Consider the following 25,528-nt stretch of genomic DNA (forward strand, 5'->3'; position numbering starts at 1 on the left):
TAGATGAAAAAGAACAGGGGCAAGAGACTTACACTATTATCGCTGACCTTTGTGTTGGTCATCGCTTTGCTGTCTGCATGCGGTGGTGGTAAAGAGAATAGCAGCAGTCAGCAAGAAGGTGGTTCTACCAATACATCGTCATCTGCGAAGTCTGATGAAGTCACAGAGCTTTCATTATTTATTGATGCATCATGGTATCCAGTCAAAGAATGGAAGGGACCGATAGCTGAGAAAATCACGGAAAAAACAGGAGTCAAACTGAAAGTAACCGTTGCTACGGACGATAAGCAACTTCCGCTGATGATTTCTTCCGGCGACCTTCCGGATCTCGTCTTTACTTATGCCAATATTGACCGGATGTCAGATTCGAAGCTCTCCTATCCGTGGAACGAGCTGATCGAGAAATACGCGCCGGATTTCCAAATTGATAAAACTCGTATTGCCATCCATACCATGGATGATGGCAATTTCTATACTGTGCGCAACTCCTTTGCGACACAGGAAGAAATGGAACAGAACAAATACGCCATCGGCAGCGACGGAAACCCTGGTATTGCTGTTCGCGAGGATATCCTGCAAGAGCTTGGCAATCCGCCGATTAACTCGTTGGATGATTTCGTCAAAGTACTAGGTATGGTTAAAGAGAAGTACCCTGACATGGTTCCTCTCATTATGGATAAGGACTGGCTCGAGCAATATTTCCTGCAACAGTTTGGCGTCGAGGCGCTGTTGGATGGATGGTATGAACGTGACGGCAAAGTGGATTATGCCATCAGACAACCGGAGATGCTGGAATTCTTCAAATTTATGAACAGTCTTTATCGAAATGGGTATATTCTCGCTGAAAACTATACCTATACGAATGATCAGCTTGATGATGAATACGCCCTAAACGGAAAGGCATTTGCTCATAGTCATACCGTTAGTGTAGCGGACGCGGATAATATTAAAGCGCAAAATAATGGGAAACCGTACAAGTTCAAAATGTTGCCTAGCGCTTTGTCAGAAAATGCGAAAATCGTCAGTACGGGACTTGGCTTTGCGGGTACCTTTATTACCAAGAAAAACAAAGATCCAGAAAAATCGATTAAATTCCTTCAATATTTAGCCAGCGACGAAGGCAAGAAATTAACGATGTTTGGTATCGAAGGTGAGCATTGGACTTGGAATGAAGAAGGATACCCGGACTTGAAGTATGACCCATCGGACGCAGATTTCATTAATAGCAACGGTATCAAGTGGTGGTACTTGTACAACGATGGCGTTATGGAGGGATTGCAAAGCTATGTTCCAGGTACCCAAAAGACGCAAGCCTTAATGGAACGAAAAGAGATTACGATCTACAAACCTCAAATTGGATTGATCCAGACGCAACCGGATTCCAAGGAGAAGACAACGAAAACCAAAATAGACGAGATGATCAAGAACGAAAAAGTGAAGATTTACCTCGCCAATTCCGAAGAGGAAGCCGTGGCTAATTATCAGAACATGATAAAAACAGCTGAATCGATGGGACTTCAGGAACTGGTTGATTGGGCGAATGAAATCTATCAGAAGAAAAAGGATTTGTTCTAATAATGTGAGCTTTCGGTAGGGACTTTACGTCCCTACCGCACTTTTATCTGCTGCAGGCTTCTTCCTGAAATGAAATGCTCATGGTAAGGTAACATTACAGTGCAGTTTCATTGCGTGAGGGGAGAATGGGGCCATGAGCATCATGCGTAAGATGATCTTCGGTTATGTGATTCTGATCTTTATTCCGGTCATTGTCTTTGGTTACCTATACTATTCTCAAATCTATAACAACTTGACGAAGCAATTTGTTGAAAGCCGACAGAAAATACTAGAGCAGGCTTATGCCAATCTCAAAACGGATTTTACCCGTATTCAATCCGTGCAACGAATGCTCCAATACAACCCGTATGTCACAGATTACCTGGATGGGATATACCAGACAGATGCTGAAAACGTTTATGTGTTTCTTCGTTATATCCGTCCGTTATATACCCAGTTGTTTTTTGCCCATCCGGAAATCAAATCGATTGAGATCTACAATATGAAGGACGATGTGTTCCCCATTCCGGATCATTTTTTGGACCGATCCCAACTCGACCCGCAGAGGGAGGAGATTGTCCGCGATTTGAAGGCGGGGAGCGGGATATGGGTCTTTGCTGATTCGAATACGTCGGAGTTGATCTATTATCAATATTTATACAATACTCAATACACGGAGAGGATCGGACTTCTGGAGATGCGGGTCAGCAGCCGCCTCATTGCTGATTTTTATAAAGGGGCAGGTGTTGAAGGGAACTGGGCAGCCGTACTCCTCCCCAAGGAAGGCGAACCGCGGATTGCGAACATAGGCGGAATCAATTTCAACGAGAAGACACTGCGGCAATTACAAGCAGAGGAGAGTCCGTTCTCGATTGATCGGAAGACGATTATCAACCAACTTGAAATAGATGAGCTCGGGGTTCGCCTGTTTGTCATTGGGGAAGTTCACAGCGTATTTCAATCCATCAAGCAGAGAGAGCAAGTCATGGTGATGATCATTGTACTGCTGCTGCTTGTGTTGTCAGTAACTTATTATATGCTGGCTACCAACATTACCAAGCGCATTTTAAGATTGGCTCGACATATGCGCAACTTAGATGATGAAAATCTGAAGCAGCGTATGATCAAGCATGATCGGCTTAACTCCAATGATGAGATTGGTTTCTTGACGGAAACGTACAATACGATGCTCCAGCGGATGGATGAACTGATTAACAATGTTCATCGTGCTGAGCTACGAAATAAAGAAGCCGCTTACAAAGTTCTGCAAGCTCAAATTAAACCGCATTTTCTCTACAATACGCTGGAAACGATTCGAATGATTGCTGAGTCCAACAATGACAAAGAAGTAGCCGATATTTCCTTTTGGTTCGGGCGGTTGATGCGTTATAGTCTCACGCCCGAGCAAGATGTAACCGTTCTCGAGAAGGAAATTGAAATGGTCACCTTCTATCTCAACATTCACCAAATGCGGCTACAAAGCAGGCTAACTTACGAGATTGATGTCGCTGTCAACGCGGATTCCATCGCTTGCCCCCGGTTTATTTTACAGCCGTTAATCGAGAATAGCGTCATCCATGGGGCTTCCGCTATTATACGCCCAGTACACATCCGTCTTCATGCCAGCGAGGACGAACGAGAGATACGGATCGTTCTTCAGGATAACGGGAATGGAATTTCTGCGGAGAAGTTAGCTGTCATACAGTCTCGGCTATCAGGTCATCACGTGGCAACAGAAGCCCAGTCCGAAGGAGGGGTGGGGCTTATGAACGTGAATGAGAGAATCAAGTCTTTCTTTGGCGGTGATTCAAGGATCGAGATCTCGAGTGAACCGGGAAAAGGGACGAGTCTCTGGATCTTCATCACGAAAAGGATGGAGGCTAACGATGAGAATATTGACGGTTGATGATGAACCATTGATTCTAAACGGATTAGTCAAGATCATTCGGGAAGCTGCGCCTTCAGGGACTGAAGTGCGAGAAGCGCTAAATGCGTATGAAGCGCTTGCGTTAATGAAGGACTTTATGCCGGATGTTACGATAACCGATCTCAATATGCCTGAGAAGAATGGATTTCAGCTTATTGAGGAAGCCAAACAGTGCGGATGGTGCGATCGTTTCATTATCCTAACGGGCTACGATGAATTTGAATACGTACGAAAAGCGCTGCGTGCCGGAGTGGTTGATTACTTGCTTAAACCGATTGACAAGGTTGAAATCGCTTCTTTACTGGAGCGTGTTCAGGGAGAACTTCCAAGTGAATTTGATGCGGAATACACTTGCCATGCCCAACGTATTCTGGCGTACATGAAGACGCATTTCAGGAAGGATCTTTCACTTGACCATCTGGCGGATATGATGAATCTTCACCCGAACTATATCAGCAGTTTATTCAAAAAAGAAACCGGCCACACCTTCGTGAATTATCTGAATATGCTCCGGATTAAAGAGGCCCAGAAGCTGCTATTGGCAAAACGTGACCTTCCGGTTAGTGCCATTGGGCAACAGGTCGGATATGATAACAAGCATTACTTTACGAAGGTGTTCAAGAAGTATACAGGCACGACGCCGGGCGCCTATCGAAATAGCGAGCACTTAGGTCTTATTGAAGGGGGGATGGAATCATGATCTTGAAAGATCATACTTTCGGCGATATGATTGCGCGCTATGTGAAAGATGAACATACGGAGCAAGTCGGGTTAATGTTATTACCGCAAACGACAGTATCGCAGGTACGCCCAAAGAAGTTTAAGATCGATCCGTTAGTGCAACTCAAATTTGTCGGAGATGCGTATCCTGGTGCTTTTGCTCACGGTCATTCCATGCGAGGCAGCGGAACGATCGACGGGCTGAAGTTTGAAGAGTTCCGTGAAATTGGGCGCGACGACGGCATAGCCGTCGTTACTGAATGGAGCAGCTCCAATTCATGCAGAATCGAACATCATTTACTCCATTATGAGGGATATCACGCGTTGGAATCTTACACGGTCATCCGGAACGACAGCGAGGTGCCCGTGACCTTAGAAATGCTCTCCTCCTTTTCGATCACAGGACTCACTCCGTTTGCAGAAGATGATGCTCCTGAAACTCTCTTCTTTCACCGTTTATTAAGCTTATGGTCTGCGGAAGGACGTCTCGTGTCCAGCGCCATTGAAGATTTGAATCTTGAACCGGCTTGGGCACCGTTTGGAACACGATGCTTGCGATTCGGCCAAGTAGGTTCCATGCCAGTACGCGGATATTTCCCGGTTGCATTTATGGAAGATACCGGTTCCGGCGTAACCTGGGGCGTTCAAATCGCTCATCCTGCCTCTTGGCAGATCGAAGTCGGAAGAACAGATCAGGCTTTATCGATGTCGGGTGGATTGGCGGACAGAGAATTTGGCCATTGGACCAAGACGCTGGAACCAGGTGAGACCTTCCAAACCCCCAGTGCTTATCTTACAACCGTAGCAGGCGGTGTGGACCGTGCTGCCGCGCGATTAACCGGGATTCAAGCCCGTTCTCTATTCTCTTGTCCGGCTGTGGAAGAAGATTTACCGATTATCTTTAACGAGTATTGCACAACCTGGGGTTCCCCGACAGCCGAAAATCTTTATCAAATAGCCGAACAACTCAAAGATAAAGGGATTCGTTATCTTGTGATCGACAGCGGCTGGTATAAGAAAGAAGGAACGAACTGGTACAACAGTATGGGGGATTGGGATATCAGCCCCATCGCATTTCCCGAAGGATTCAAGCCCACTGTCGAACATATTCGAAAATGCGGGATGATTCCCGGGATCTGGTTCGAGATCGAGGTATGTGGTGCGGAGTCCACGGCATTCCATTGGGTGGATCATCTTCTTAAACGTGATGGCTTGCCGATTACGACGGGGGGGCGGCGGTTCTGGGACTTCCGAGATCCCTTTGTCTTTGCCTATTTGAAAGAGAAAGTGATTGGTCTCATCAAACATCATGGCTTCGGATATCTGAAAATCGACTATAACGATAGCCTCGGGATCGGTTGTGACGGTGCAGAATCGCTTGGTGAAGGATTGCGTCAGCAGATGCAGGCAGTCCAGGACTTCTTCCGGTTAATCAAACAGGAAGTGCCGGATCTTGTCATTGAAAATTGTGCCTCTGGTGGACACCGTCTGGAGCCTACCATGGTTGGATTAACAAGCATGTCGTCCTTCTCGGATGCACACGAATGTGAGGAAATCCCGATCATTGCGGCAAATATGCATAGAGTGATTTTACCGAGACAAAGTCAGATCTGGGCTGTGCTCAGGAAAAATGACAGTTTGCAGAGATTGGTATACTCGCTCGCCAGTACAATGCTTGGCAGAATGTGCTTATCCGGCGACATTCATGAGTTGAATCCGGAACAGTGGAGTAAGGTAGATGAGGCGATTTCCTTCTATAAGCTCGTATCTCCAATCATTAAGGAAGGGACGACGAATCGTTTCGGACCTCGGGTGCCCAGCTATCGCCATCCTCGAGGATGGCAAGGGATCACACGCACCTCTGCAGACGGATCTCAATTGATGGCAGTCATTCATACCTTTGGAGGCGACAATCCGGAATTGATCAGACTTCCGCTTCCTGGAGCTGGGCACTACCAAATCAAGCAGGTCTTTTCGGATGGAAACGCAGATGTCAACGTGGAGGGCAGCGAGCTCATTTGTCGATTAAGTCAACCCTTTTCTGCCGTCTGTTTGCTTCTTACAGAAATGTAATCCGACGTGGAATGAAAGGAATGAGGTGATGAAATGCGTATTGATGCGCACCAGCATTTCTGGAAGATCGATCGCGGCGATTATGGCTGGATCACACCAGAACTGCCGATCCTTTACCGTGATTTTTTGCCCACCGATCTTGAACCGTCTTTGCATAAGCATCAAATCGATAAGACTATTTTGGTCCAGGCGGCCCCGACTGTGGAGGAAACTGAATTTATTCTTCAATTAAGTGAAACCGCTGATTTTATTGCTGGCGTCGTAGGCTGGCTGGATCTTGAGGCGCCGTCTTACAGGGAGCAATATGAGCGCTTTGCTCAACATCCTAAATTTATAGGATTTCGCGTGATGATACAGGACATGGAGGACCCGAACATCATATTATCACCCGCTTATATTGAAGCACTCTCTTATTTTGCGGATCGGGATGTACCGATTGATTTGCTAGTCCTTTCTCACCAATTGCCGCAGCTTGTTCAATTGCTGGAGCGGGTTCCGCATCTTCGAGGAGTTGTGGATCATATGGCGAAGCCGCTCATCGCTTCAGGGGAAATCGAGCCGTGGAGAAGCCAAATGGCTGAAATTGCGAAGCATACAAGCATCTACTGCAAGCTCTCTGGTATGGTGACGGAGGCGAACCGAGAATTCTGGAAGAAAGAAGATTTTACCGCATATGTCAATGAAGTTCTCGATTTATTCGGCCCAGAACGTATCATGTTCGGCAGCGATTGGCCGGTCTGTCTCCTGGCAGCGACCTATGATGAGGTGGTGGACTTGTTCCGGTATACCGTGCGGGATCGGCTGACACCGGAAGAGACTGAAGCGGTCTTTGGCGGCAACGCTGCGAAATTTTACAAGTTGTTATCCATGGGAGGGTGACGCGATGCAATACCGGAAGTTGGGAAAGACTGGGTTGGACGTATCGGCGTTAAGTTTTGGAGCTTCTTCGCTTGGGGGAGTATTTCGAGACATTCAGAAGGAGGAGGGGATCCGCACAGTTCATACCGCTATCGATATGGGAATCAACTTGATTGACGTTTCTCCCTATTACGGCTTGACTCAAGCGGAAACGGTGCTGGGGGAAGCGCTGAGATCGGTTCCTCGGGACCGTTATGTGTTGTCCACCAAAGCAGGGCGTTATGGACAAGACGAGTTTGATTTTTCGGCGAATCGGGTGATTCAAAGTGCGGAGGAAAGCATGCGGCGCCTTGGGACGGACTATCTCGACATCCTGTTGCTGCATGACATCGAATTTGGTTCGGTGAAGCAAGTGCTGGAGGAAGGGATTCCCGCACTCGAACAGCTGAAGCAATCCGGGAAAATTCGCTTCTTTGGCGTATCAGGGCTGCCGTTGAATATATTTAATATGGTGTTGTCCCATACGACGCTGGACGTGATTTTATCGTACTGTCATTATTCCTTGAACGACTCTACGTTGCTAGAACTGCTTCCGCTGCTGGAACAGCAAGACGTTGGTTTGATCAATGCTTCGCCGTTATCTATGGGATTGCTGAGCAATCGGGAGGTGCCGGAATGGCATCCTGCGAGCGAGGAGATCAAAGCGGTATGCCGACGTGCTGCTGAGTTTTGCCGAAGCCAAGGTACGGATATCGCCAAGCTGGCCATTCAGTATTCGACGGCCAATGAACGCATCACGACGACGCTGGTCAGTACGGCAAATCCGGAAAATATTCGCAACAACATTATGTGGACAGAAGAACCCCTGGATGAATCCTTGCTGAAGGAAGTTCTGGAGATCCTGAAGCCAATTGACGGTAAAACTTGGTCAAGCGGGAGCCCGGAATGGGGCGGAGCGCCTGCACATCAGAACGGGGGGCGAACTTCATGAAGGGGATCATCTGCGAAAATATCGGACGGTTCGTTTTTCGAGAAGACCTGCCGGAGCCGGAAATCGGGGAAGGGGAGGCGATTGTGAAGATCCGTAGAGTGGGGATTTGCGGAACCGATCTGCATGCGTACCGGGGGAATCAGCCTTATTTTACGTATCCGCGGATACTAGGGCATGAGTTGTCAGGAACGATTGAGCACATTGGGGAGAATCGGGAAGGTTTTCGAGCCGGAGATCAGGTAAGTGTAATTCCGTATCTTCATTGCGGTCAATGTCGTGCTTGTCGCAGCGGCAAAACGAACTGCTGCCAACAAATGAAGGTGCTTGGCGTTCATCTTGACGGCGGAATGCGGGAAAGAGTGGCAGTCCCGATATCACATCTGATTCGAACGGAAGGACTAACGCTGGATCAGTCCGCGATGTTGGAACCGCTTGCAATTGGGGCTCACGCCGTCAGACGTTCAGGATTAAAGGCAGGCGATGAAGTGCTGGTCATCGGTGCCGGTCCGATCGGGTTGGGCGTTATGGCCATGGCTGGTTATGCCGGTGCGAAGGTGATTGCGATGGATGTGAACGAAGAACGTCTTGAGTTTTGCAAGGTGTGGGCAAAAGCTGAACATACCGTAAATGCGCTGCAGGCACCAAAGGAATGGTTAGCTAACCATACGGACGGCAATTTTCCAGCCTTTGTGATCGATGCCACCGGGAATGCTTCGTCCATGGAGAGCGCCTTTGGACTTGTCGGCCATGGTGGAACCTTAACATTTGTCGGATTGGTAAAAAACACGATCACCTTCAACGATTCCGATTTTCACGCGCGCGAAATGACCGTACAGGGCAGTCGAAACGCGACGAGAGAGGACTTTGTGCGCGTGCTTGCGGCGGTGTCAGAAGGCAGCATTGACATCGGCTCTTATATCACCCACCGTTGTGCATTTGAAGAGATGATCGATCATTTCGAGAAATGGCTCCAGCCTGAATCCGGGGTGATTAAAGCACTGGTGGAGCTGGAATAACCGAATGAAGCACTTTCGCACATTCTGCGGACAGGAGGAAGAGCATGACGAGCATGGCTAGTACGGAACAGAAGCACCGATTGTGGTACGGTAAGCCCGCCTCAGAATGGAACGAGGCTTTACCTATCGGCAACGGCAGACTAGGTGCAATGATTTTTGGAGGTATAGCGGAGGAGAAGCTGCAGCTTAACGAGGATTCCGTATGGTACGGTGGGCCTCGCAATCGAAATAATGAGGATGCTTTGCCTCATTTGCCTGAAGTTCGCAGGTTGATTCTGGAAGGGCAACTTCAGAAGGCTGAAGAACTGGCGGCGATGACGATGGCCGGAACGCCGGAAGCGCAGCGACACTATTTGCCGCTTGGGGATTTACTCCTTTCTTTCGGTCATCATGGGGAGCATGCCGAGGACTATGTACGGGAGCTGGATTTGGAGCACGGGGTAGCCCGGGTCAGCTATCGAATTGGCGGGGTGCGATATACCCGTGAGATGTTTGCCAGTTATCCGGATCAGGCGATCATCATTCGGGTGTCCGCGGACAAGGAGGCGGCTGTATCACTCAAAGCCCGATTTAATCGCCGGGAATGGCGATATTTGGAGCAGACAGCCAAATGGGAGAAAAACGGGTTAGTGATGCGAGGGGAGTGCGGTGGTAAAGGAGGCAGCTCTTTTTGCGCTGTATTGAAGGCGCTTCCCGAAGGTGGGACTTGCCGGACTTTGGGAGAATATTTGTTAGTGGAAGGGGCCGACGCGATCACTCTGCTGCTCGCGGCGGGTACAACGTTCCGCCAGCCCGATCCGGAGCTTTCCTGCAAACAACAGTTGACTGAACTGAGTCGGTTCACTTATCCGGAGTTGCGAGTCCGGCATATCGCAAATTATCAGGAACTGTATGGGCGAGTAAATTTGGAGCTTCCGGAGAGCCCGGAACTTCAAGCACTGCCTACCGATGAGAGGCTGGACCGTCTCCGGAAGGGGGGAGAGGACCATGGACTGATCGCTACCTATTTCCAATTTGGACGTTATCTGCTGATCTCCTCCAGTCGGCCCGGATCATTGCCAGCTAACCTTCAGGGCATCTGGAACGACAGCTTCACCCCGCCTTGGGACAGCAAGTTCACGATTAATATCAACACCCAAATGAACTACTGGCTGGCTGAAAATTGCAACTTGGCTGAATGTCATGAACCGCTGTTCGATTTGATTGAACGGATGAGAGAGCCCGGACGGGTGACAGCCCGCACGATGTATGGCTGTAGCGGATTCACGGCGCATCACAATACAGATATTTGGGCTGACACCGCTCCGCAGGACACGTACCTTCCAGCTTCTTTCTGGCCAATGGGCGCCGCATGGTTGTGCCTGCATTTATGGGAGCATTACCGGTTCAGCCAGGATGCCTCCTTTCTGGAGCGTTCCTATGAGACGATGAAGGAAGCGGCACTGTTTCTGCTCGATTATTTGATCGAGGACGAAGAAGGGCGCCTGATCACCTGTCCTTCGGTCTCGCCGGAGAACAGCTATAAGCTGCCGAACGGGGAAACGGGCGTGCTCTGCTCCGGGGCTTCAATGGACTTTCAGATTATTGAAGCGCTGTTTGAAGCTTGCATCCGCAGTTCGGAAATCCTTGGACGGGACGAGGCGTTTCGCGAGGAACTTGTTACTACACTGAAGCGGCTGCCTGAGCCGCAAATTGGCAAATATGGACAAATTCAAGAGTGGATGGAGGATTACGAGGAACTGGAGCCAGGGCATCGTCATATTTCCCATCTATTCGCCCTTTATCCGGGTGAAGGCTTTAGCGTGGATCGGACACCGGAACTTGCTGCGGCTGCAAGAAAAACGCTGGAACGCAGATTAGCTCATGGCGGAGGACACACGGGTTGGAGTCGGGCGTGGATCATTAACTTCTGGGCCAGACTGCGAGATGGCTCGAAGGCCTTTGAAAATGTAAAAGAGTTGCTTAAACACTCCACTTTACCTAATCTGTTCGACAATCATCCTCCGTTTCAGATTGATGGGAACTTCGGTGGAACCGCAGGGATTGCCGAGATGCTGTTGCAAAGTCATGAAGGAGTTATTCAGTTATTACCTGCGTTGCCTGAGGCTTGGAATGAGGGGAAGGTAAGCGGACTTCGGGCCCGGGGAGGATTTACAGTTGATTTCACTTGGGCAGCGGGCAAAGTGACGGAAGCACAGGTCACGTGTTCTGTAACAGGGACATGTCGTTTGGTTGCCCCTGGTCTTGAACCTGTGACATTTGCAGGGGAGGCAGGGCGAACTTACGTATTTCGGCAATAAGGCGAAGGGCGAATAAGGTGATGCTCCGGCGGGTGGATAACGAGCTGCCGGAGCATCAACATCCATGAGGGGGATATATGGGATATGATGTTATTCCACATAAAACACTTCCGCGCTTGGATGCTCACCATAGTTCCCGAAGCCCTTGCCGAATAACGTCAAACCGCCTGGATAACGGGCGTCCGGCTCCACGGATAGACGCAGCGTCCATTGCTTCTGCCGAATGTCAATGTCGTGAAGGGTGACGTCGGACATCTTCAAGCCGTCCATATACGTCCCGTCCAACGTAATTCGTAGACGTTTCAGCAGGCCATATTGATTCGCCTGTCTTGGCCACCACTCAGGGGTATATTTTCCAGGCAGCTCTCCGTAATCGCCAGGGCTCGTCCAGATGCCCAAAACCTTGCCATTCAAGGTAAACGTAATATCCGAAGGATAATCGTCCTTGGTTCCGGGAGCTTCGGACGCGATTTCCATCGTAAAGACCAGCTCCTCGGGCTTCTGGGAAGACAGCAAGTAATTAGGGGTTTTGTATTCGATATACCCCGTGCCAAACCAGAGAATCGCAGCATGAATCCGCTCCGGGTCCCAGAAATACCGAGGATCGTCAAAGCTGCCGATGATTTTGTCAGTTGTTGCAATGCCGCAGGTTGGCTCGATGTGAAAATCGGAGTAATGGCCAACCGGGATTTCAACCCGGTGGCTTTTGCGCTCGACTGCCGTTTGGGCAGGAAACTGAATTTCTGCGCCGGAGACAGCGAGTGAACAAATCTTCTGCAAACCGCTCTTGCCAGGCGCCATATGGGTGGCGACGAGACCGCATTCTGACAGCTTGCGCACATGCATGGTCATAATCGCGCTGGATAGCCCTACGGCTGCGGCTAACTCCTTAATGTTCATCGGGCGGTTGGCTAACAGACGCAGAATATGCAGACGAACTGGACTTGCCAGTGCCTCATACACGGGCAGCGATTGTTCAGATAAATCAAGCTTCAAGATGCCTTCACCTCACCCGAATTTTAGTTAATCATTATATTAACGAGAAATGTATTGTTTGACAAGCATCTTCCATGTAGTTGTAAAATTTGGTAGAATAATTGACGGGGTTATGGTCGTTTGCCTATAATATTAAGTGAGTAGTTATTTAATTAATATTTATATTAACTAAGGAGTGAAATGACAGATGCCACTGCATGGAGTGTTAAATGCCGATTCCGGCAAAGGAACGATTAATCGCAATATTTACGGTCATTTCTCTGAGCATTTAGGTCGCTGTATTTACGAGGGATTTTGGGTTGGAGAGGATTCCCCGATTCCAAATACCAATGGCATTCGCAACGATGTTGTGAAAGCGCTTAAACAAATTCGAATTCCGGTGCTGCGCTGGCCGGGCGGCTGTTTTGCCGATGAATATCATTGGAAAGACGGCATCGGGCCGAAGGAAGCCCGTAAGCGGATGGTCAATACCCATTGGGGCGGCGTGGTGGAAAATAACCATTTCGGGACCCACGAGTTTATGGAGCTTTGCCGGCAGCTGGGCTGCGAGCCTTACATTAACGGCAACCTGGGCAGCGGAACCGTTCAGGAAATGTCGGAGTGGGTGGAATATCTGACTTTTGACGGCGTATCGCCGATGGCTGAGCTGCGGGCGCAAAACGGACGCAAGGAGCCTTGGAAGGTGACCTACTTCGGTGTTGGCAATGAGAACTGGGGCTGCGGCGGCAACATGCGCCCGGAATATTATGCTGACGAGTATCGCCGGTATCAGACGTACGTCCGTAACTATGGGGATAATCGAATTCACCGGATCGCCTGTGGTCCAAATTCGGACGACTATAATTGGATGGATGTGTTGATGCGGGAAGCCGGACGCTTTATGGACTCCATCACGCTGCACTACTATACGCTGCCCAACGATAATTGGCAGGATAAAGGGGCGGCGACCGGGTTCGACGAGTCTGCCTGGTTTGCCACGTTGCGAAAAGCCCTTCGCATGGATGAGCTCATCACTCGCCACCGCACGATCATGGATAAATACGATCCGGAGGGCCGAGTCGGTTTGATTGTGGATGAATGGGGAACCTGGTACAACGTGGAGCCGGGGACCAATCCTGGATTTTTGTATCAGCAAAATACGATGCGCGATGCGCTTGTCGCCGGACTTACACTGAACATCTTCCACAAACATAACGAGCGCGTACGGATGGCGAACATCGCTCAAACCGTCAACGTGCTTCAGGCCGTCATCCTCACGGAAGGCGAGAAAATGATCTTGACGCCAACGTACCATGTGTTCGATATGTATAAGGTTCACCAGGACGCTGAGCTGCTGGATCTGTCACTGGAAACAGGCAGCTACAAGCTGGAAGACAACGAGATTCCGGCGGTGACAGCTACCGCATCGCGGGATGCAGAAGGCAAAATCCATCTCAGCTTCTGTAACCTGCAGCCTCATGCGAATACACAGGTAACGATCGACATCCGGGGCTTGGCCGGCAACAGCTTGGCGGTGACTGGCACCACATTAACCGGCGATTCGATTGACGCCCATAATACGTTTGCGCAGCCGGAAGTTGTGAAGCCGCAGCCGTTTGAAGCATTTAAACTGGATGGCGGTAAGCTGACGGTTGATTTGCCGGCGAAATCGGTGACGACGCTGGATTTGGCTGCGAGGGGATAACGTTACATGGCGGATACCTCATGCAAAGCGTGCCGGGACGATTACCGGGTGACGGAGGAGCAGATCCAACGTTTGCTGAAAACGACGGCGTTTGCGCCCGAACGCAGGGTGAGTGAGGAGCAGTATCAGGACAGACTTCGCGCATGCGAAGCGTGTCCGAAGCTGATGGACGGGATGACTTGCACAGTCTGCGGTTGTATCATTCCGGTAATCGCCTGGCTCAAGGAACGGCATTGTCCGCTGCCGGGCGGAGGATTGTGGGCGAGCATTGAGGCGTAATAGGAAAGGCTTCGACTTTATGGCAGCAGGGTGATTCCTTGCTTGTGCATAAAGGCGGAGCCTTTTTTTTAGAACTATTTCGCTTCCTCCAACAATTCCTTTGTATTGTTGCGCACGTTCCCGACGGCAGACGAGACCGGGTACGCTCGCATTTTCGCGGCATCGTAAGGTTGCAGCAGCTTTAGCAGCGAGCCCGTATCCGTGTTGTCCCGGGCCAGCCATTCGGCTTCATGCGCAGGTTGCAGGATCACGGGCATCCGGTTGTGGATCTCGGCCATCAGGGAGTTGGGCTCCGTGGTGATGATCGTACAGGTCGCCAGCTTGTTGCCTTGCGGATCGGTCCAAATGTCATACAGACCGGCGAAGGCGAAGGGGCTGCCGTCTTTCATGACGATCCGATACGGCTGCTTGCCTCCGGCCCGCTGCTGCCATTCGTAGAATCCGTCGGCAGGGATGAGGCAGCGCCGGGTCGTCAGCAGCTTTCGAAACGCCGGTTTGTCTGGAAGCGACTCAGCGCGGGCGTTGATCATGCTGGCACCGATCTTGTCCTCCTTCGCCCAGGAAGGCACCAGGCCCCAGCGCAGCTCACCCAGCCGGTTGCCCTGCTTGCCTTCAATAATGGCGGGGATGAACTGCATCGGGGCTACATTATAGTTTGGGGCGAATTTCGCCAGCCGATTTTCCATGATGAGATACCGGACAATCAGCTCGTCCAGAGGAAGTGTAATCGTAAAGCGGCCGCACATAAGGAGACCTCCATCGTAAGATCTAATTGTGCTATTCAAGTTCTTCGGACTCGTTTCGTAAGACGTATTTGGATGTAATCATTGTAATCGATTTGCCTGCGGGCCTGCCAGTCACACTTGAAGTACGCTGCTCATTGCTAAAGTCGCTTATTTCGTTCACCTAAATGCAAAAGTGCAGTTCATTTTCCTCAAAAGCGGGTTTTCAGGCGACTTAAATGTAAAAGTACAGTTCATTTTGGCGTATTTGAGCAATTTCCGGGTGTTTAGCAAGTTTTTGACTGCACTTTTACAGCTTAAGGAGGTCAAAATGCGCATTTTGGCTAAGTTTAACTGCACTTTTACATCTCAAAGAGATCCTAGCACGATTGGACTGAAATGAACTGCATTTTTACGTCTCAAGGTGACCTTAAGCACGATTGGACTGAATTGAGCTGCACTTTTACATCTCAAGGTGACCAACAGGCGCGATATGGCTAAAGTTCAAAATGCACTTTTACATCTCGCAAACTTCTTTCTGCTATATCTCACAATTCAGACGCAACTTTTCCAACTTCTGCTTCGTTTATCCAGTGTTATCAAGTTCGAAGAAAAGAAATACAACCCACACCAGAAAGGATCTTGAACCATGAAACAACGCAAACGCAGTACATTGGTGAACTTAACGCTTGCTGCTGTCCTTCTCTCTGCTCCTTTGGCCGTGTCGTTCCCGGCTCAGCCGACGGAAGCTGCAACGAAAGCCAAATATACGGTATCTCCTCAGAATTTCAGCATTGGCGGAGCCCAGACCACGATCAAAACCATCAATCTGGACGGCACCACGTATATCGCCCTGAGGGATTTGAGCAATGGCCTTGGACTGGGCATCGGCTTCGACAAAGCCACCCAGGCAGCGAAGGTGGCCGGCAAGAATCGGTTACTGGAGATCAACTTAAAGGATTCTTCTTTTAAGCTAAACGATCAGCTCCTATGGGGACCGCAGCTTGTAGTTCAAGATAATACGACCTTTTTGCCGCTGCGTTTTATTCTTGAACAAATGGGATATGTAGTTGGTTATGATTCCGCTACGAAGTTAATTGCCCTTCAAGGCATTCAAGAGAACGAGGTGAAGATTAGCGCGAAGGCGATTGCAGCAGAGGGGAACGGGAAGGCGCTGCGGGTGTACTATCCGGTTCTTTCCGGACTAGCTGACAGCGGTGTTCAAGAGAAAATCAATGCCTTCCTTAAAAAAGAGGCGGATCAGCATGTTGCTGCGGCGGCGAAGGAAGTTGGTCTTGCTGTAAAAGAAAATGACCAAACGCTCGACCCGAACTCGAGCGCATCGAATCATCAGCTCAGCGTGGATGGCCGCTTTACGGTGACTTATAACGAGAAAGGCCGTCTGAGCCTTTATGTCGATTACTATGTGGACTTTGGCGGGGCACATGGTGTGACCTCCCGTGTACCGTACACCTTTGATCTCTCGACCGGCAATGTGCTGACCTTGAAAGAAGTCGCAAACAACACGAATTATGTATCGATCATAAACAGCAAGATTAAGGAGCAAATCAAAGAACGCAAGCTGGAACTAATTACCCCGTTTGAAACGATTGAAGCGGATCGCGACTTTTTCCTGAACCGGAACGGGGTGGTTGTTTACTTTACGCAATATGAATATACGCCTTATGCGGCGGGAATGCCGGAATTTGTTATTCCTTATGCAGCCTTTCAATAATTACTTCAGTTGAAGCAGGTTTTAGTTCAGCCTCGGGTCGATGCCTTTATCGATTCGGGGCTGTCGTGTTTAACCGGAAGGAACTTCCGCCTATGCTAAAGAATATGTATTTTTAGTAAAACGACGACAAGCGGGGAGATCATCCATGGAACAAGTGGGTTTGGTGTTAGGCGGCGGGGCCGTACGGGGACTCGCTCATCTGGGCGTGTTGAAGGCATTCGAACGGCATGGAATCCCGGTGGACGCGATCGTTGGCACGAGCATGGGCGGTGCGATCGGAGGCCTGTATGCGGCAGGCATTCCAGCAGAGGACATCGAGGATTTGTTATATCACACACCCAAATACCGGCTGATGGATCTAGGCATTCGCCAACGCGGGTTAATCGGCGGGAACAAAATCTACCAAACCGTGAACGATCTTTTGCGACAACATGGGAAGGATGGGCTAAAGATCGAGGATTTCCCCATTCGATTTAAGGCGGTTGCTGTGGATTTGATGCAAGGCAAGCAGGTGATTATGGATAAGGGCGATTTAGGGACGGCGCTGCGGGCAACGACGGCTTTTCCTGGGGTGTTTGCACCGTTGGTACGGGGGGAACAAGTGCTGGTTGATGGCGGGGTGCTGAACAACTTGCCCGTACAGGAGCTGAAGCGAAAAGACGTAGGGCTGATTATTGCGGTGGATGTGACGCGCGAACATGAGAAGAAGCCGCCCCGCAATATGATTGAAGTCGTGTATCGCTCCTATAGCTTGATGACCGCAGAGCGGAAGCATACCAGCCTGCGGCTGGCGGATATCGTCATTCGACCGGATGTGGGGCATGTGTCTGCGTTTGATTTCTCCAAAATGGCCGATTGCATCAAGGCAGGGGAGGAAGCGGCCGAGGGCATGATGGATGAGCTCAAGGCAGAGGTAAAGCGAGTAAAGCCGGACTTCACTTGAAGATGATTGGATTTGACAGAGGATCATAGAACGAAAATGGGGGATTTAATGCGCTGCATCACGGTACGACAGCCATGGGCAACATTGATTGCGATTGGGGCTAAACGGTTGGAAACGAGAAGCTGGAGAACGAATTACCGCGGGGAGCTTGGCATCCACGCTGGCAAGCAAGTGGATCGGGAGGCTTGTGAGACAGAGCCGATTCGATCTCTCTTAGCGGAGCACGGATATCGATCTGTTGATCAATTGCCGATGGGTGCAATCGTAGCGGTTTGTCAGTTGAATGACTGCCTCCCTGTCGTGCAAAACGACGGGCGAACCGCATGGTTGGAGGCAGGGGAGCGACGCTTGGAAGCCGCAGGGCAAGAATACCGATTTGGCGATTATGCGCTGGGACGATACGCTTGGGAACTAACGGAATTACGCCGGCTCAGAGAGCCGATTCCTGCCCTGGGCAAACAAGGCTTATGGAACCGTTAATACGTTATACTTTCAGATCTAAGTGCTTGCCAAGCGTCGGATGCTGGCTTTGTGACATCATTTGTACGAGATTTTGACCTTGAATTTCAGCCTGGTCCTTAGCCATACTTAACACACGGATGCTTACGGCTTGGGAAAGCGCGCTTTGGCTCATGGCCGTAGACAATGCTGCAATATCCATTTTGTCACCTCCTGGGAATTATATCGGTAAACGGACTTCAATTGATAATGAATTTTAAGCTGATCTTCAGGTTTCTGTAATGTTCCTTTAAGATACGGGTGCTATTCTTTAGATACTCCCTCTTCTTTAATTGATATAGATATGAAGAAGCCACCCCGTACCAGGGGTGGCTTCTTCCGTTATAGAAAACTAACGGAACGAGGAGACCTTATTTCTATTCCTATCAGGGTAAATATAGATGTAACGGAACCAGATGACCTTAGTTGAGCTATAGGCAGCGAAATCGCAGGCATGAGCACCAAATAGAAGAACCATTACTTCAAGTCTTCGATCGAGTTGATGTCCATGTAGGTTGGAACGACCAGGCCGGTTTTGACGCCGGTCATGTTCGCGCCGAGATCCTCGACTTGTTCGCCGTATTTATCCCAATAATCCGCATGGGTGAGCGGGAGCCAAGCGGCTGCAGTTGCATCAACGTCACCGCTGGCGACACCAGTCCACATTGGACCTGCCTCGACTTGGAGGGACTCGACGTCATAACCCAGCTTGGTTTCGAGGACATACTCGAGCAGGTTGGTGCTGGCGATTTCCGAATCCCAAGCGACGTAACTCAACTTGAATTTGTCGCCGTCCACCGGTGTCAATCCTTCGGTCCAGCTATCCACGCGGTCGGCATGGCTGTCTGCCCAGGCTTTGGCCGCTTCCGCCGGATCCTGACCTTCTTGGATCGCCGTCATGATCTCGCCCATTTCATCGGAAGTCCACTCGAAGCGATCGAGGAACTCATAGGCAGTCGGATGGTCTTCCTTCAAACCTTTCCGTGCCAGCGTGTGAATTTCTTCAGCTTCCCCGTAGACCTTCTGCGGATCCTCCAAATATTTCAGATCGTATTTGGCGAACATCCAGTGAGGGGTCCAGCCGGTAACGATGATTGGTTTTTCGGATTTTACCGCTTTGTCCAGCATCGCTGTCATGGCAGCGCCGGAGCCTTCAATCAGCTTCCAGCCATCAAGGCCGTAAATTTCAATCGCTTGGCTTGTCGCCTTCATAATTCCGGCACCAGGGTCAATCCCGATGATTTCGTAGTTGACAGACTCACCGACGGCAGCGGCATTTCCTCCACCATTTGCCGAAGCCTCCGGTGTGTTGTTCGCACTGCCGGCTGTGGTATTGTTCGCTTGCCCGCAGGCAGACAGCGCCAACATGCCCACTAATCCTGCCAGTACCATGAACTTCCTTGTCTTCTTCATTTTCATCTCAATCTCCCCTTTGTGTTTTGGATTTAAACAGGTTTTGCGTAAAACGGTCGAGCACGATGGCCAGGACAACCACGGCCAACCCGGCTTCAAAGCCTTGCCCGATCTTAAGCTGGGTAACCGCCCGATAAACGGTGGCCCCAATGCCTTGCGCCCCGATCATGGAGGCGATGACGACCATCGACAACGACAACATGATCGTCTGGTTCACTCCGGCCATCAACGTGGGCATAGCGAGCGGCAACTCGACCTTAAACAGCTTCTGCCAAGCCGTGGATCCAAAGGCATTCGCCGCTTCTGTCAACTCGCCGTTCACTTGCTTGATTCCAAGATAGGTAAGCCGAATCGTCGGCGGGATCGCGAAGATTACCGAGGCGATAACCCCAGGGACAACCCCGAGGCTAAAGAAGGTTACCGCTGGCAGCAGATAAACGAACGCCGGCATCGTCTGCATAAAATCCAACAACGGTGAGATGATCCGATGGACCATTTTGCTATAGGCGCACCAGATCCCGATCGGAATGCCAAACAGAATCGAGATCAAGCCGGAAGTGATCACCAGGCCTAAGGTGTTCATGGTCTCGGTCCAATAGCCAAGGTTGTCGATTAGCAGGAACCCGATCACGGTGAACAAGGCCAACTGCCATTTTCCGATGAAATAAGCGATGATTCCAACGATAGCAATAAACAGCAGCGGATGCGGCAGCAGGAACAATCCGGCGAAAAAGTTAACGATCGTTTCAATCGTTGTGGACAATCCGTCGAAAAATCCTCCAAGCGTCCGCTCCATGGCATCCACCAGCGATTCAATCCATTCGGCCAGCGGCAATTTCGGGATGAATTCCATCTGGGCTCACCTCCTCCTTCAGTTCATGATGTTCTCCGGCGAGGGCACCCAGCACGGCACCGCGTACGATAACGCCAAGCAAACGATCCTGTTCGTCAACGACGGCCAGCGGTACCTTGGAAGAGCTTGTAACTTCAAATAGGTCACTTAGCACGGTATCCGGAGCCACGCGAGGGGCGTCTGAAATCAGAATTTCTTCCAGGCCAATCCCGGACTTAGCAGCACGGGAGGCGTCTTCGGCTGTAATGACGCCGAGCAGGCGTTTGCCCCGGCCGATGACGAACAGGTTGGAGATGCCTCGTTCACGCATCAGTTCAAGCGCGACGCGGGGCCCTTTATCCAACGTAACGGTTTCCGGTCGACGCATGACGCGGGCTGCGGTCAGCACCTTGGACAGGTCGACGTCCTCAATGAAACGTTCCACATATCGGTTAGCCGGGTTCATCAGCATTTCTTCCGGCGTGCCAATTTGGACGAGCGCGCCATCCTTCATCAGGGCGATCCGGTCACCAAGACGCAGGGCCTCATCCAAATCATGCGTAATGAAGACGATCGTCTTCTTCATCTTCTCCTGCAGCTCAAGCAGCTCATCTTGCATGTCACGACGAATGAGCGGGTCGAGCGCACTGAACGCTTCGTCCATCAACAGGATTTCCGGGTTATTGGCCAACGCCCGGGCCAGGCCAACCCGCTGCTGCATACCGCCGCTCAGCTGATCCGGCATCTTCTGTTCCCAGCCTTGTAAGCCGACGAGCTCGAGGGCCTGCATCGCTTTGTCGCGGCGTTCTTTTTTGGCAACTTTCTGAATTTCCAGTCCGTATTCCACATTTTGCAGGACCGTGCGATGCGGGAATAAAGCAAACTTCTGGAACACCATGCTGATCGATTTACGCCGTACTTCGCGCAGTTCAGCTTTGTTCATTTTGCGGAGATCCCGTCCATGCAGCAGAATTTCCCCCGCAGTAGGTTCGATCAAACGATTCAACATCCGAACCAGTGTCGATTTACCGCTCCCCGACAAACCCATAATGACGAAAATTTCACCTTCATGGATGTCCAAGCTGACTTGGCCAACGCCGACAGTTACGCCTTTTTCCTTGAGCAGACGTTCTTTGGTATAGCCCTGCTTCAGCAATGGAATGGCCTGCTCAGCGTGGGGACCAAATAACTTGCTAACATCTCGGACTTGTAATATTGGTTGATTCATAGATTCACTCCTTTTCTATAGCTTGAAGTTCCCCCTTCGATCTCGGCTTCGCTTAGAAAAATGCCCAGCGAGGCAATATCGCATCAATCCGTGAGGTAAGTGTAACAAATGGAATGAAAATTACGCAAAGATGAAAACCGCACGTAAGGAACGTACAGAAAAAACTGAACATAACGAATCAACAGATAACTCCGATATCCTCCCAAATGCTCCCTAAGCTGCTTCTTTACTTTTGGGGTTGACTTTCTTAAGATAGAATAAGCGTTGAGCCGCAAAGAGCTTAAGCTGTGCGGGCGATGCGTTACAGCGGAGGTTGTTTTTGCATATGAATAGGAGGTTGCAAGCATGAGCTTGGACCAGCTCACCGATGAGCAACAGGCTTTATTAATGAAGGTACGCAAACGCGTAATTGAGGCGATCGGCCGAAACATGGACTTGTACGGGATCTCTTTGTCTACAGGGCACTTGTACGGGCTGCTGTTCTTTGCCGACAAGCCGATGACTTTGGACGAGATGGGCAAGGAAATGAAAATGAGCAAAACCAGCATGAGTACGGGCGTCCGCACGTTGCTGGATCTCAAAATGGTCAATAAAGTGTGGGAGAAAGGCTCCCGCAAGGACTTATATGAAGTGGAATATGACTGGTACCAGACGTTTACGGACTTCTTCGCGATTAAATGGAGAAAAGCGGTGGAGAGCAATATCCTGGTGCTGCGTCGGTCCATTGATGAATTAACGAAGGTGATGGCGGTGGAGGAGGACGAGCCGCTTCGCAACGTATTGGAAGAAGACATCCGTAAGATGAAAGAATCTGTGAAATATTACGAATGGCTGGACCGTCTGATCGACGCGATGGAAAGCGGAGAGATCTATAAGCTGGTCCCCAAGGAAACCGAATCCTGATAAAAAATATAACGCTTATTCCCAAGCACGTTGGCATTTGCGCAGCGTGGGGAATAAGCGTTTTTTTTTTTGCGTATCAGTAGACTCCGATGTCATCCAGCATCAGCTTGGCAGCGCCGCCGTTCAGATAGAAGGTCAGGCGCTGGATCCCCGTGTTTGGATCGAAGCTGGGGTTGGTAGCCGCAAAGTCTGCTAGGTCGAGACGATATGTCTGGTAGACCGCTTCGGTTGGATGCTTGTATTTGCCGCCTGACAGGTGGCGCTCCAGCCAGGGATGGATCGTAAATGAAGTGACAGGCAGCGGCTCGATCTCCATAAACCTCTTGAGCGGCAGGCGGACAGAGGTGTCGTTGCCGTCGGTCAGCTCCACCTCAACCTTGACGGAACCCGAAGCTAGAGCGGCATCCGGGGTTTGCTCATCCTCCAGCTCGAAGCTGCGGTCGGTGAGTGAAAAGGCGAGCTCCTTCGGCGGGCCGCCAGTTGGAAGGGGAGCACCTTGTTCCCAGCTTAACGTATAAGCGGACGGGGCGTTGCTGCTAGACTTACGCTCCAGCACGATTCCCCGGGACGGCTTGGTGCCGTTTTGCCGGTTCTTCGCCTCTTCTTCCTTCCAGGTGAGGTTGCTCCCCGATGCTTTCCCGCCCCCGGGAAGACTTAACCGGTTGAAATCTTCATCGTAGCGGGCCCAAGCAGTAAACGTGCTGCTCTCGAAACGATTGTAATACACCGTGTCCGGGAGCCAGGCTAATCCAGTGCGGTAATCCTGCAGCAGCGGAAGATAGCGGCTGGGTCCTGAATCGGTAGTTGTAGCCGAAGCGGGGCCGGAAGCGTTACTCCCCGTTGCCGTACCGTGCAGCGTTTCCTCGAAGAAAGCCGAGATGTACACCTTCGCGATGCTCCGCTGTTCGGAAGGAGACAGCATCCCGTTTCGGCTGAGCAGAATGCCCTTCGGATAACTGACGTCCCGACCGCCCCAGCTACTGTTGAACTGGCTATGGTTGGCGTCCCCGATGTACAGCGAAGCTTTGAACCGATTCGTTCCCGGTGAAAAACTCGTACGCATGTACTGCCGGTCGCCGTCAAAGTCGCTGACATCGCCATCCCGCGCGCCTTGCAATGTCAAATAGCTGACATCCTTAAGCTGGGTGTATTTTCCGTCTACCTTTTTGTCCGTGGGGGCGATCGCTGCCACCGCTTGAATCTGGACGTCCTCTAAGCTCGATATCAGTTCCGCGTCGTCCGCGAACCAATCTTTGTAATCCGCAGCCATCGCCACCGCTTGCCCGCCCCGGGAATGGCCCGCCAGTCCGATGCGGGTGAAGTCGATTTTGTGGTATAACGGGTTACCAGGTTCGTCGGCAAAAACACCAATCTGCTGCAAATGCTTCAGCAAAATCCAGGCTCGAACCTTCATATCGTTATCGGGAATCCCCGTCCATACGGAGTAATTCAAGAAGTTCTCATCGACGGATACGACGATAAACCCTCGGCTGGCCAACAATTCTCCCAGATAAGCGTATCCGTCATCGGAGAAATCCTCCATGAGGTGATTCCCGTGAACGATCAGCACGAGCGGGTACCGAGTTTGGCTATCGGCAGCGCTGTTCCCTAGGTTGGTGTGGTCCTGTTCCTCTGCTGCGACAGGCATCCAGACTCTCCCGTTCAGCGGAAGTGCTCGCTGATTAAATCCCCAATAGGCGGTCCGGTAGACGGACCACTTCTTAATGTAGACGGAGGCATCCACCGTTCCGGAGGTGATGTCGACCGCTTCTCCGTATTCGGGCTGCCAAGCGTCGTTCCCGCTGCCGTAGGTGAAGGTCGACACCTCATAAGGCCCGGGTTCAGCGGGGCTGTCTAGCAGCTCGGCCAAGCTTGGCACGGTCGCTGAACTGGCGGCGGCGTCGCTGCTTGCGACGTCGCGCGCCTTGTCACCATCGGCTTCGCCGGCTTCCCAGATCCCGGCGCTTTGCACGCCTTGATAGGCCGGCACGGCGGAGCCGCTCCCGGGACTCGCCGCGAACGGCCAGATCGCGGCGATGGCCGCCAGCAGCGCCGCCATGAGGGCAGCTGCGGCTTTATGGCGCCGCCGCAGCCTCCGGCTGGCGAGCGTTCCTGCCAACAGCCCGGCGGAGATGCCCGCCAGGCTGATCACCGCGGCGATGACCAACGCCGCGGGCAGCGCAACTTCGTTAGAGTAGAAAATAACGAAGCTCGCGGCAAAATCAAACAAGACCGCCCCTGTAAACAGGCGGGGGATCGGCAGGCCGATCAAAGCCAGCAGCAGCGCGGTGATGTGGGCGGTCAGGTACAGGCCCAGCGTTCCTGCGAGCAGGAACAGCAGCAGATCGACCGGACTCCCCAGCCCGGTCGGCATCCCGAGCGCCAGTAGGCCAAACGCGAACATGCCGGCCCCCCAGGGGCCGGCAATGGCGAATCGCCAAAAGGCGGTATCGTATCGGTAAGCGTTCCGGATACGGCGAGCGATCCGGTAACGCAGCGTCGGCTTGCTCAGTAAAAGTTCAGTAACCACCTGAATTTCCATGGCTTCCCCCAAAATCTCGTAGTCTCTCCTCTTCCTTTATTGTAACATGGGCCAAGGACCGGGAGAAACAGGGGAAAACAGGGGCCGAATTAGCAAGTTCAGCTTGCTCAGATGCTCGATGCCCTACCGAACCAAGCCGCTATTGATGACCCGCTACACCACTTTTGCAGGATTATCCCGTTCCATCAGTGAAGTCTGAGTGATCTTCAGGAAGTCCGAAAGACGCGTTAGGCTAGTGATGTTCGCAGGTCATCAGTTCGAACAGACCCATTTGGCCGAGCAGAAGTCTACAAAACCAAGCTGATTCGGCTGAC

General features: G+C 51.1%; 20 protein-coding genes and 1 pseudogene. 14 read left to right on the top strand and 7 right to left on the bottom strand.

The features are described from left to right. Positions 1 to 51 precede the first annotated feature (51 nt). From PBA01S_RS10065 to PBA01S_RS10100, 8 genes are all read left to right on the top strand, one after another. Positions 52 to 1,575, top strand: coding sequence for an extracellular solute-binding protein (locus tag PBA01S_RS10065; RefSeq protein ID WP_232228359.1), 1,524 nt, complete (start codon positions 52 to 54; stop codon positions 1,573 to 1,575). Between the two features lie 133 nt (positions 1,576 to 1,708). After that, complete coding sequence (locus PBA01S_RS10070) at positions 1,709 to 3,460, top strand: sensor histidine kinase (protein WP_127575907.1); 1,752 nt, start codon at positions 1,709 to 1,711, stop codon at positions 3,458 to 3,460. Further along, positions 3,441 to 4,181 carry a response regulator transcription factor gene (locus tag PBA01S_RS10075; protein ID WP_085169901.1) on the top strand — a complete coding sequence of 247 codons (741 nt, stop codon included), beginning with the start codon at positions 3,441 to 3,443 and terminating at the stop codon, positions 4,179 to 4,181. The genes PBA01S_RS10070 and PBA01S_RS10075 overlap by 20 nt, the downstream gene beginning before the upstream one ends. Continuing rightward, a complete protein-coding gene (locus tag PBA01S_RS10080) occupies positions 4,178 to 6,274 on the top strand; it encodes a glycoside hydrolase family 36 protein (protein ID WP_127575908.1) in 2,097 nt (698 codons plus the stop codon). Before PBA01S_RS10075 ends, PBA01S_RS10080 begins: the two co-directional genes overlap by 4 nt. Before the next feature lie 33 nt (positions 6,275 to 6,307). Beyond that, positions 6,308 to 7,153, top strand: coding sequence for an amidohydrolase family protein (locus tag PBA01S_RS10085; RefSeq protein WP_028539573.1), 846 nt, complete (start codon positions 6,308 to 6,310; stop codon positions 7,151 to 7,153). A 4-nt stretch (positions 7,154 to 7,157) separates the two neighbouring features. Further along, positions 7,158 to 8,123, top strand: a complete 966-nt coding sequence (locus PBA01S_RS10090; protein ID WP_127575909.1) for an aldo/keto reductase — start codon at positions 7,158 to 7,160, stop codon at positions 8,121 to 8,123. Then, positions 8,120 to 9,139, top strand: coding sequence for a zinc-binding alcohol dehydrogenase family protein (locus tag PBA01S_RS10095; protein WP_127575910.1), 1,020 nt, complete (start codon positions 8,120 to 8,122; stop codon positions 9,137 to 9,139). The genes PBA01S_RS10090 and PBA01S_RS10095 overlap by 4 nt, the downstream gene beginning before the upstream one ends. Positions 9,140 to 9,192: 53 nt before the next feature. Then, positions 9,193 to 11,439, top strand: a complete 2,247-nt coding sequence (locus PBA01S_RS10100) for a glycoside hydrolase family 95 protein (protein WP_371859522.1) — start codon at positions 9,193 to 9,195, stop codon at positions 11,437 to 11,439. A 90-nt stretch (positions 11,440 to 11,529) separates the two neighbouring features. Here the strand turns inward: PBA01S_RS10100 and PBA01S_RS10105 are convergent, their stop codons facing one another. Then, positions 11,530 to 12,435: an ArsR/SmtB family transcription factor gene (locus PBA01S_RS10105; protein WP_028539569.1), complete on the bottom strand. Its 906-nt coding sequence runs from the start codon at positions 12,433 to 12,435 to the stop codon at positions 11,530 to 11,532. Between the two features lie 187 nt (positions 12,436 to 12,622). Between PBA01S_RS10105 and PBA01S_RS10110 the strand changes: the two genes are divergently transcribed. Next, positions 12,623 to 14,119, top strand: coding sequence for an alpha-N-arabinofuranosidase (locus tag PBA01S_RS10110; protein WP_127575912.1), 1,497 nt, complete (start codon positions 12,623 to 12,625; stop codon positions 14,117 to 14,119). 6 nt (positions 14,120 to 14,125) lie between these two features. Continuing rightward, the gene (locus PBA01S_RS10115; RefSeq protein WP_009226441.1) at positions 14,126 to 14,398 is read left to right on the top strand and encodes a DUF6171 family protein; all 273 of its coding nucleotides are present in this window, start codon (positions 14,126 to 14,128) and stop codon (positions 14,396 to 14,398) included. A 74-nt stretch (positions 14,399 to 14,472) separates the two neighbouring features. On the opposite strand, the gene PBA01S_RS10120 is transcribed toward PBA01S_RS10115, so the two are convergent. Then, a complete protein-coding gene (locus PBA01S_RS10120; protein WP_016313141.1) occupies positions 14,473 to 15,144 on the bottom strand; it encodes an SOS response-associated peptidase in 672 nt (223 codons plus the stop codon). A 625-nt stretch (positions 15,145 to 15,769) separates the two neighbouring features. Between PBA01S_RS10120 and PBA01S_RS10125 the strand changes: the two genes are divergently transcribed. The 3 genes from PBA01S_RS10125 to PBA01S_RS10135 all read left to right on the top strand — a co-directional run bounded on the left by PBA01S_RS10125 (position 15,770) and on the right by PBA01S_RS10135 (position 18,278). Continuing rightward, entirely contained in the window at positions 15,770 to 16,855 is a 1,086-nt protein-coding gene (locus tag PBA01S_RS10125; protein WP_127575913.1) for a stalk domain-containing protein, read from the top strand. A 145-nt stretch (positions 16,856 to 17,000) separates the two neighbouring features. After that, the gene (locus tag PBA01S_RS10130) at positions 17,001 to 17,798 is read left to right on the top strand and encodes a patatin-like phospholipase family protein (RefSeq protein WP_028539664.1); all 798 of its coding nucleotides are present in this window, start codon (positions 17,001 to 17,003) and stop codon (positions 17,796 to 17,798) included. 36 nt (positions 17,799 to 17,834) lie between these two features. After that, on the top strand, positions 17,835 to 18,278 hold the full coding sequence (locus tag PBA01S_RS10135) for an ASCH domain-containing protein (protein WP_232228366.1): 444 nt from the start codon (positions 17,835 to 17,837) through the stop codon (positions 18,276 to 18,278). Positions 18,279 to 18,282: 4 nt separating this feature from the next. On the opposite strand, the gene PBA01S_RS10140 is transcribed toward PBA01S_RS10135, so the two are convergent. The 4 genes and pseudogenes from PBA01S_RS10140 to PBA01S_RS10155 form a co-directional block, all read right to left on the bottom strand. Further along, positions 18,283 to 18,459: a YjfB family protein gene (locus PBA01S_RS10140; RefSeq protein ID WP_016313137.1), complete on the bottom strand. Its 177-nt coding sequence runs from the start codon at positions 18,457 to 18,459 to the stop codon at positions 18,283 to 18,285. A 314-nt stretch (positions 18,460 to 18,773) separates the two neighbouring features. Continuing rightward, a complete protein-coding gene (locus PBA01S_RS10145) occupies positions 18,774 to 19,715 on the bottom strand; it encodes a glycine betaine ABC transporter substrate-binding protein (RefSeq protein WP_371859523.1) in 942 nt (313 codons plus the stop codon). A 15-nt stretch (positions 19,716 to 19,730) separates the two neighbouring features. Then, a pseudogene (locus PBA01S_RS10150) lies at positions 19,731 to 20,562 on the bottom strand (ABC transporter permease); the annotation flags it as partial. Next, the gene (locus PBA01S_RS10155) at positions 20,522 to 21,769 is read right to left on the bottom strand and encodes a quaternary amine ABC transporter ATP-binding protein (RefSeq protein ID WP_127575915.1); all 1,248 of its coding nucleotides are present in this window, start codon (positions 21,767 to 21,769) and stop codon (positions 20,522 to 20,524) included. The gene PBA01S_RS10155 and the pseudogene PBA01S_RS10150, both read right to left, overlap by 41 nt. A 345-nt stretch (positions 21,770 to 22,114) precedes the next feature. On the opposite strand from PBA01S_RS10155, the gene PBA01S_RS10160 reads away from it, so the two are divergent. Then, a complete protein-coding gene (locus PBA01S_RS10160; RefSeq protein ID WP_016313133.1) occupies positions 22,115 to 22,672 on the top strand; it encodes a GbsR/MarR family transcriptional regulator in 558 nt (185 codons plus the stop codon). Between the two features lie 76 nt (positions 22,673 to 22,748). Here PBA01S_RS10160 and PBA01S_RS10165 read toward each other — a convergent pair whose 3' ends face one another. Then, positions 22,749 to 25,226 (bottom strand): alpha/beta hydrolase family protein, encoded by a 2,478-nt coding sequence (locus PBA01S_RS10165; RefSeq protein WP_127575916.1) that lies wholly within the window; start codon positions 25,224 to 25,226, stop codon positions 22,749 to 22,751. Positions 25,227 to 25,528: the final 302 nt, after the last annotated feature.

The sequence above is a fragment of the Paenibacillus barengoltzii NBRC 101215 genome (assembly GCF_004000745.1).
GTDB lineage: Bacteria > Bacillota > Bacilli > Paenibacillales > Paenibacillaceae > Fontibacillus > Fontibacillus barengoltzii.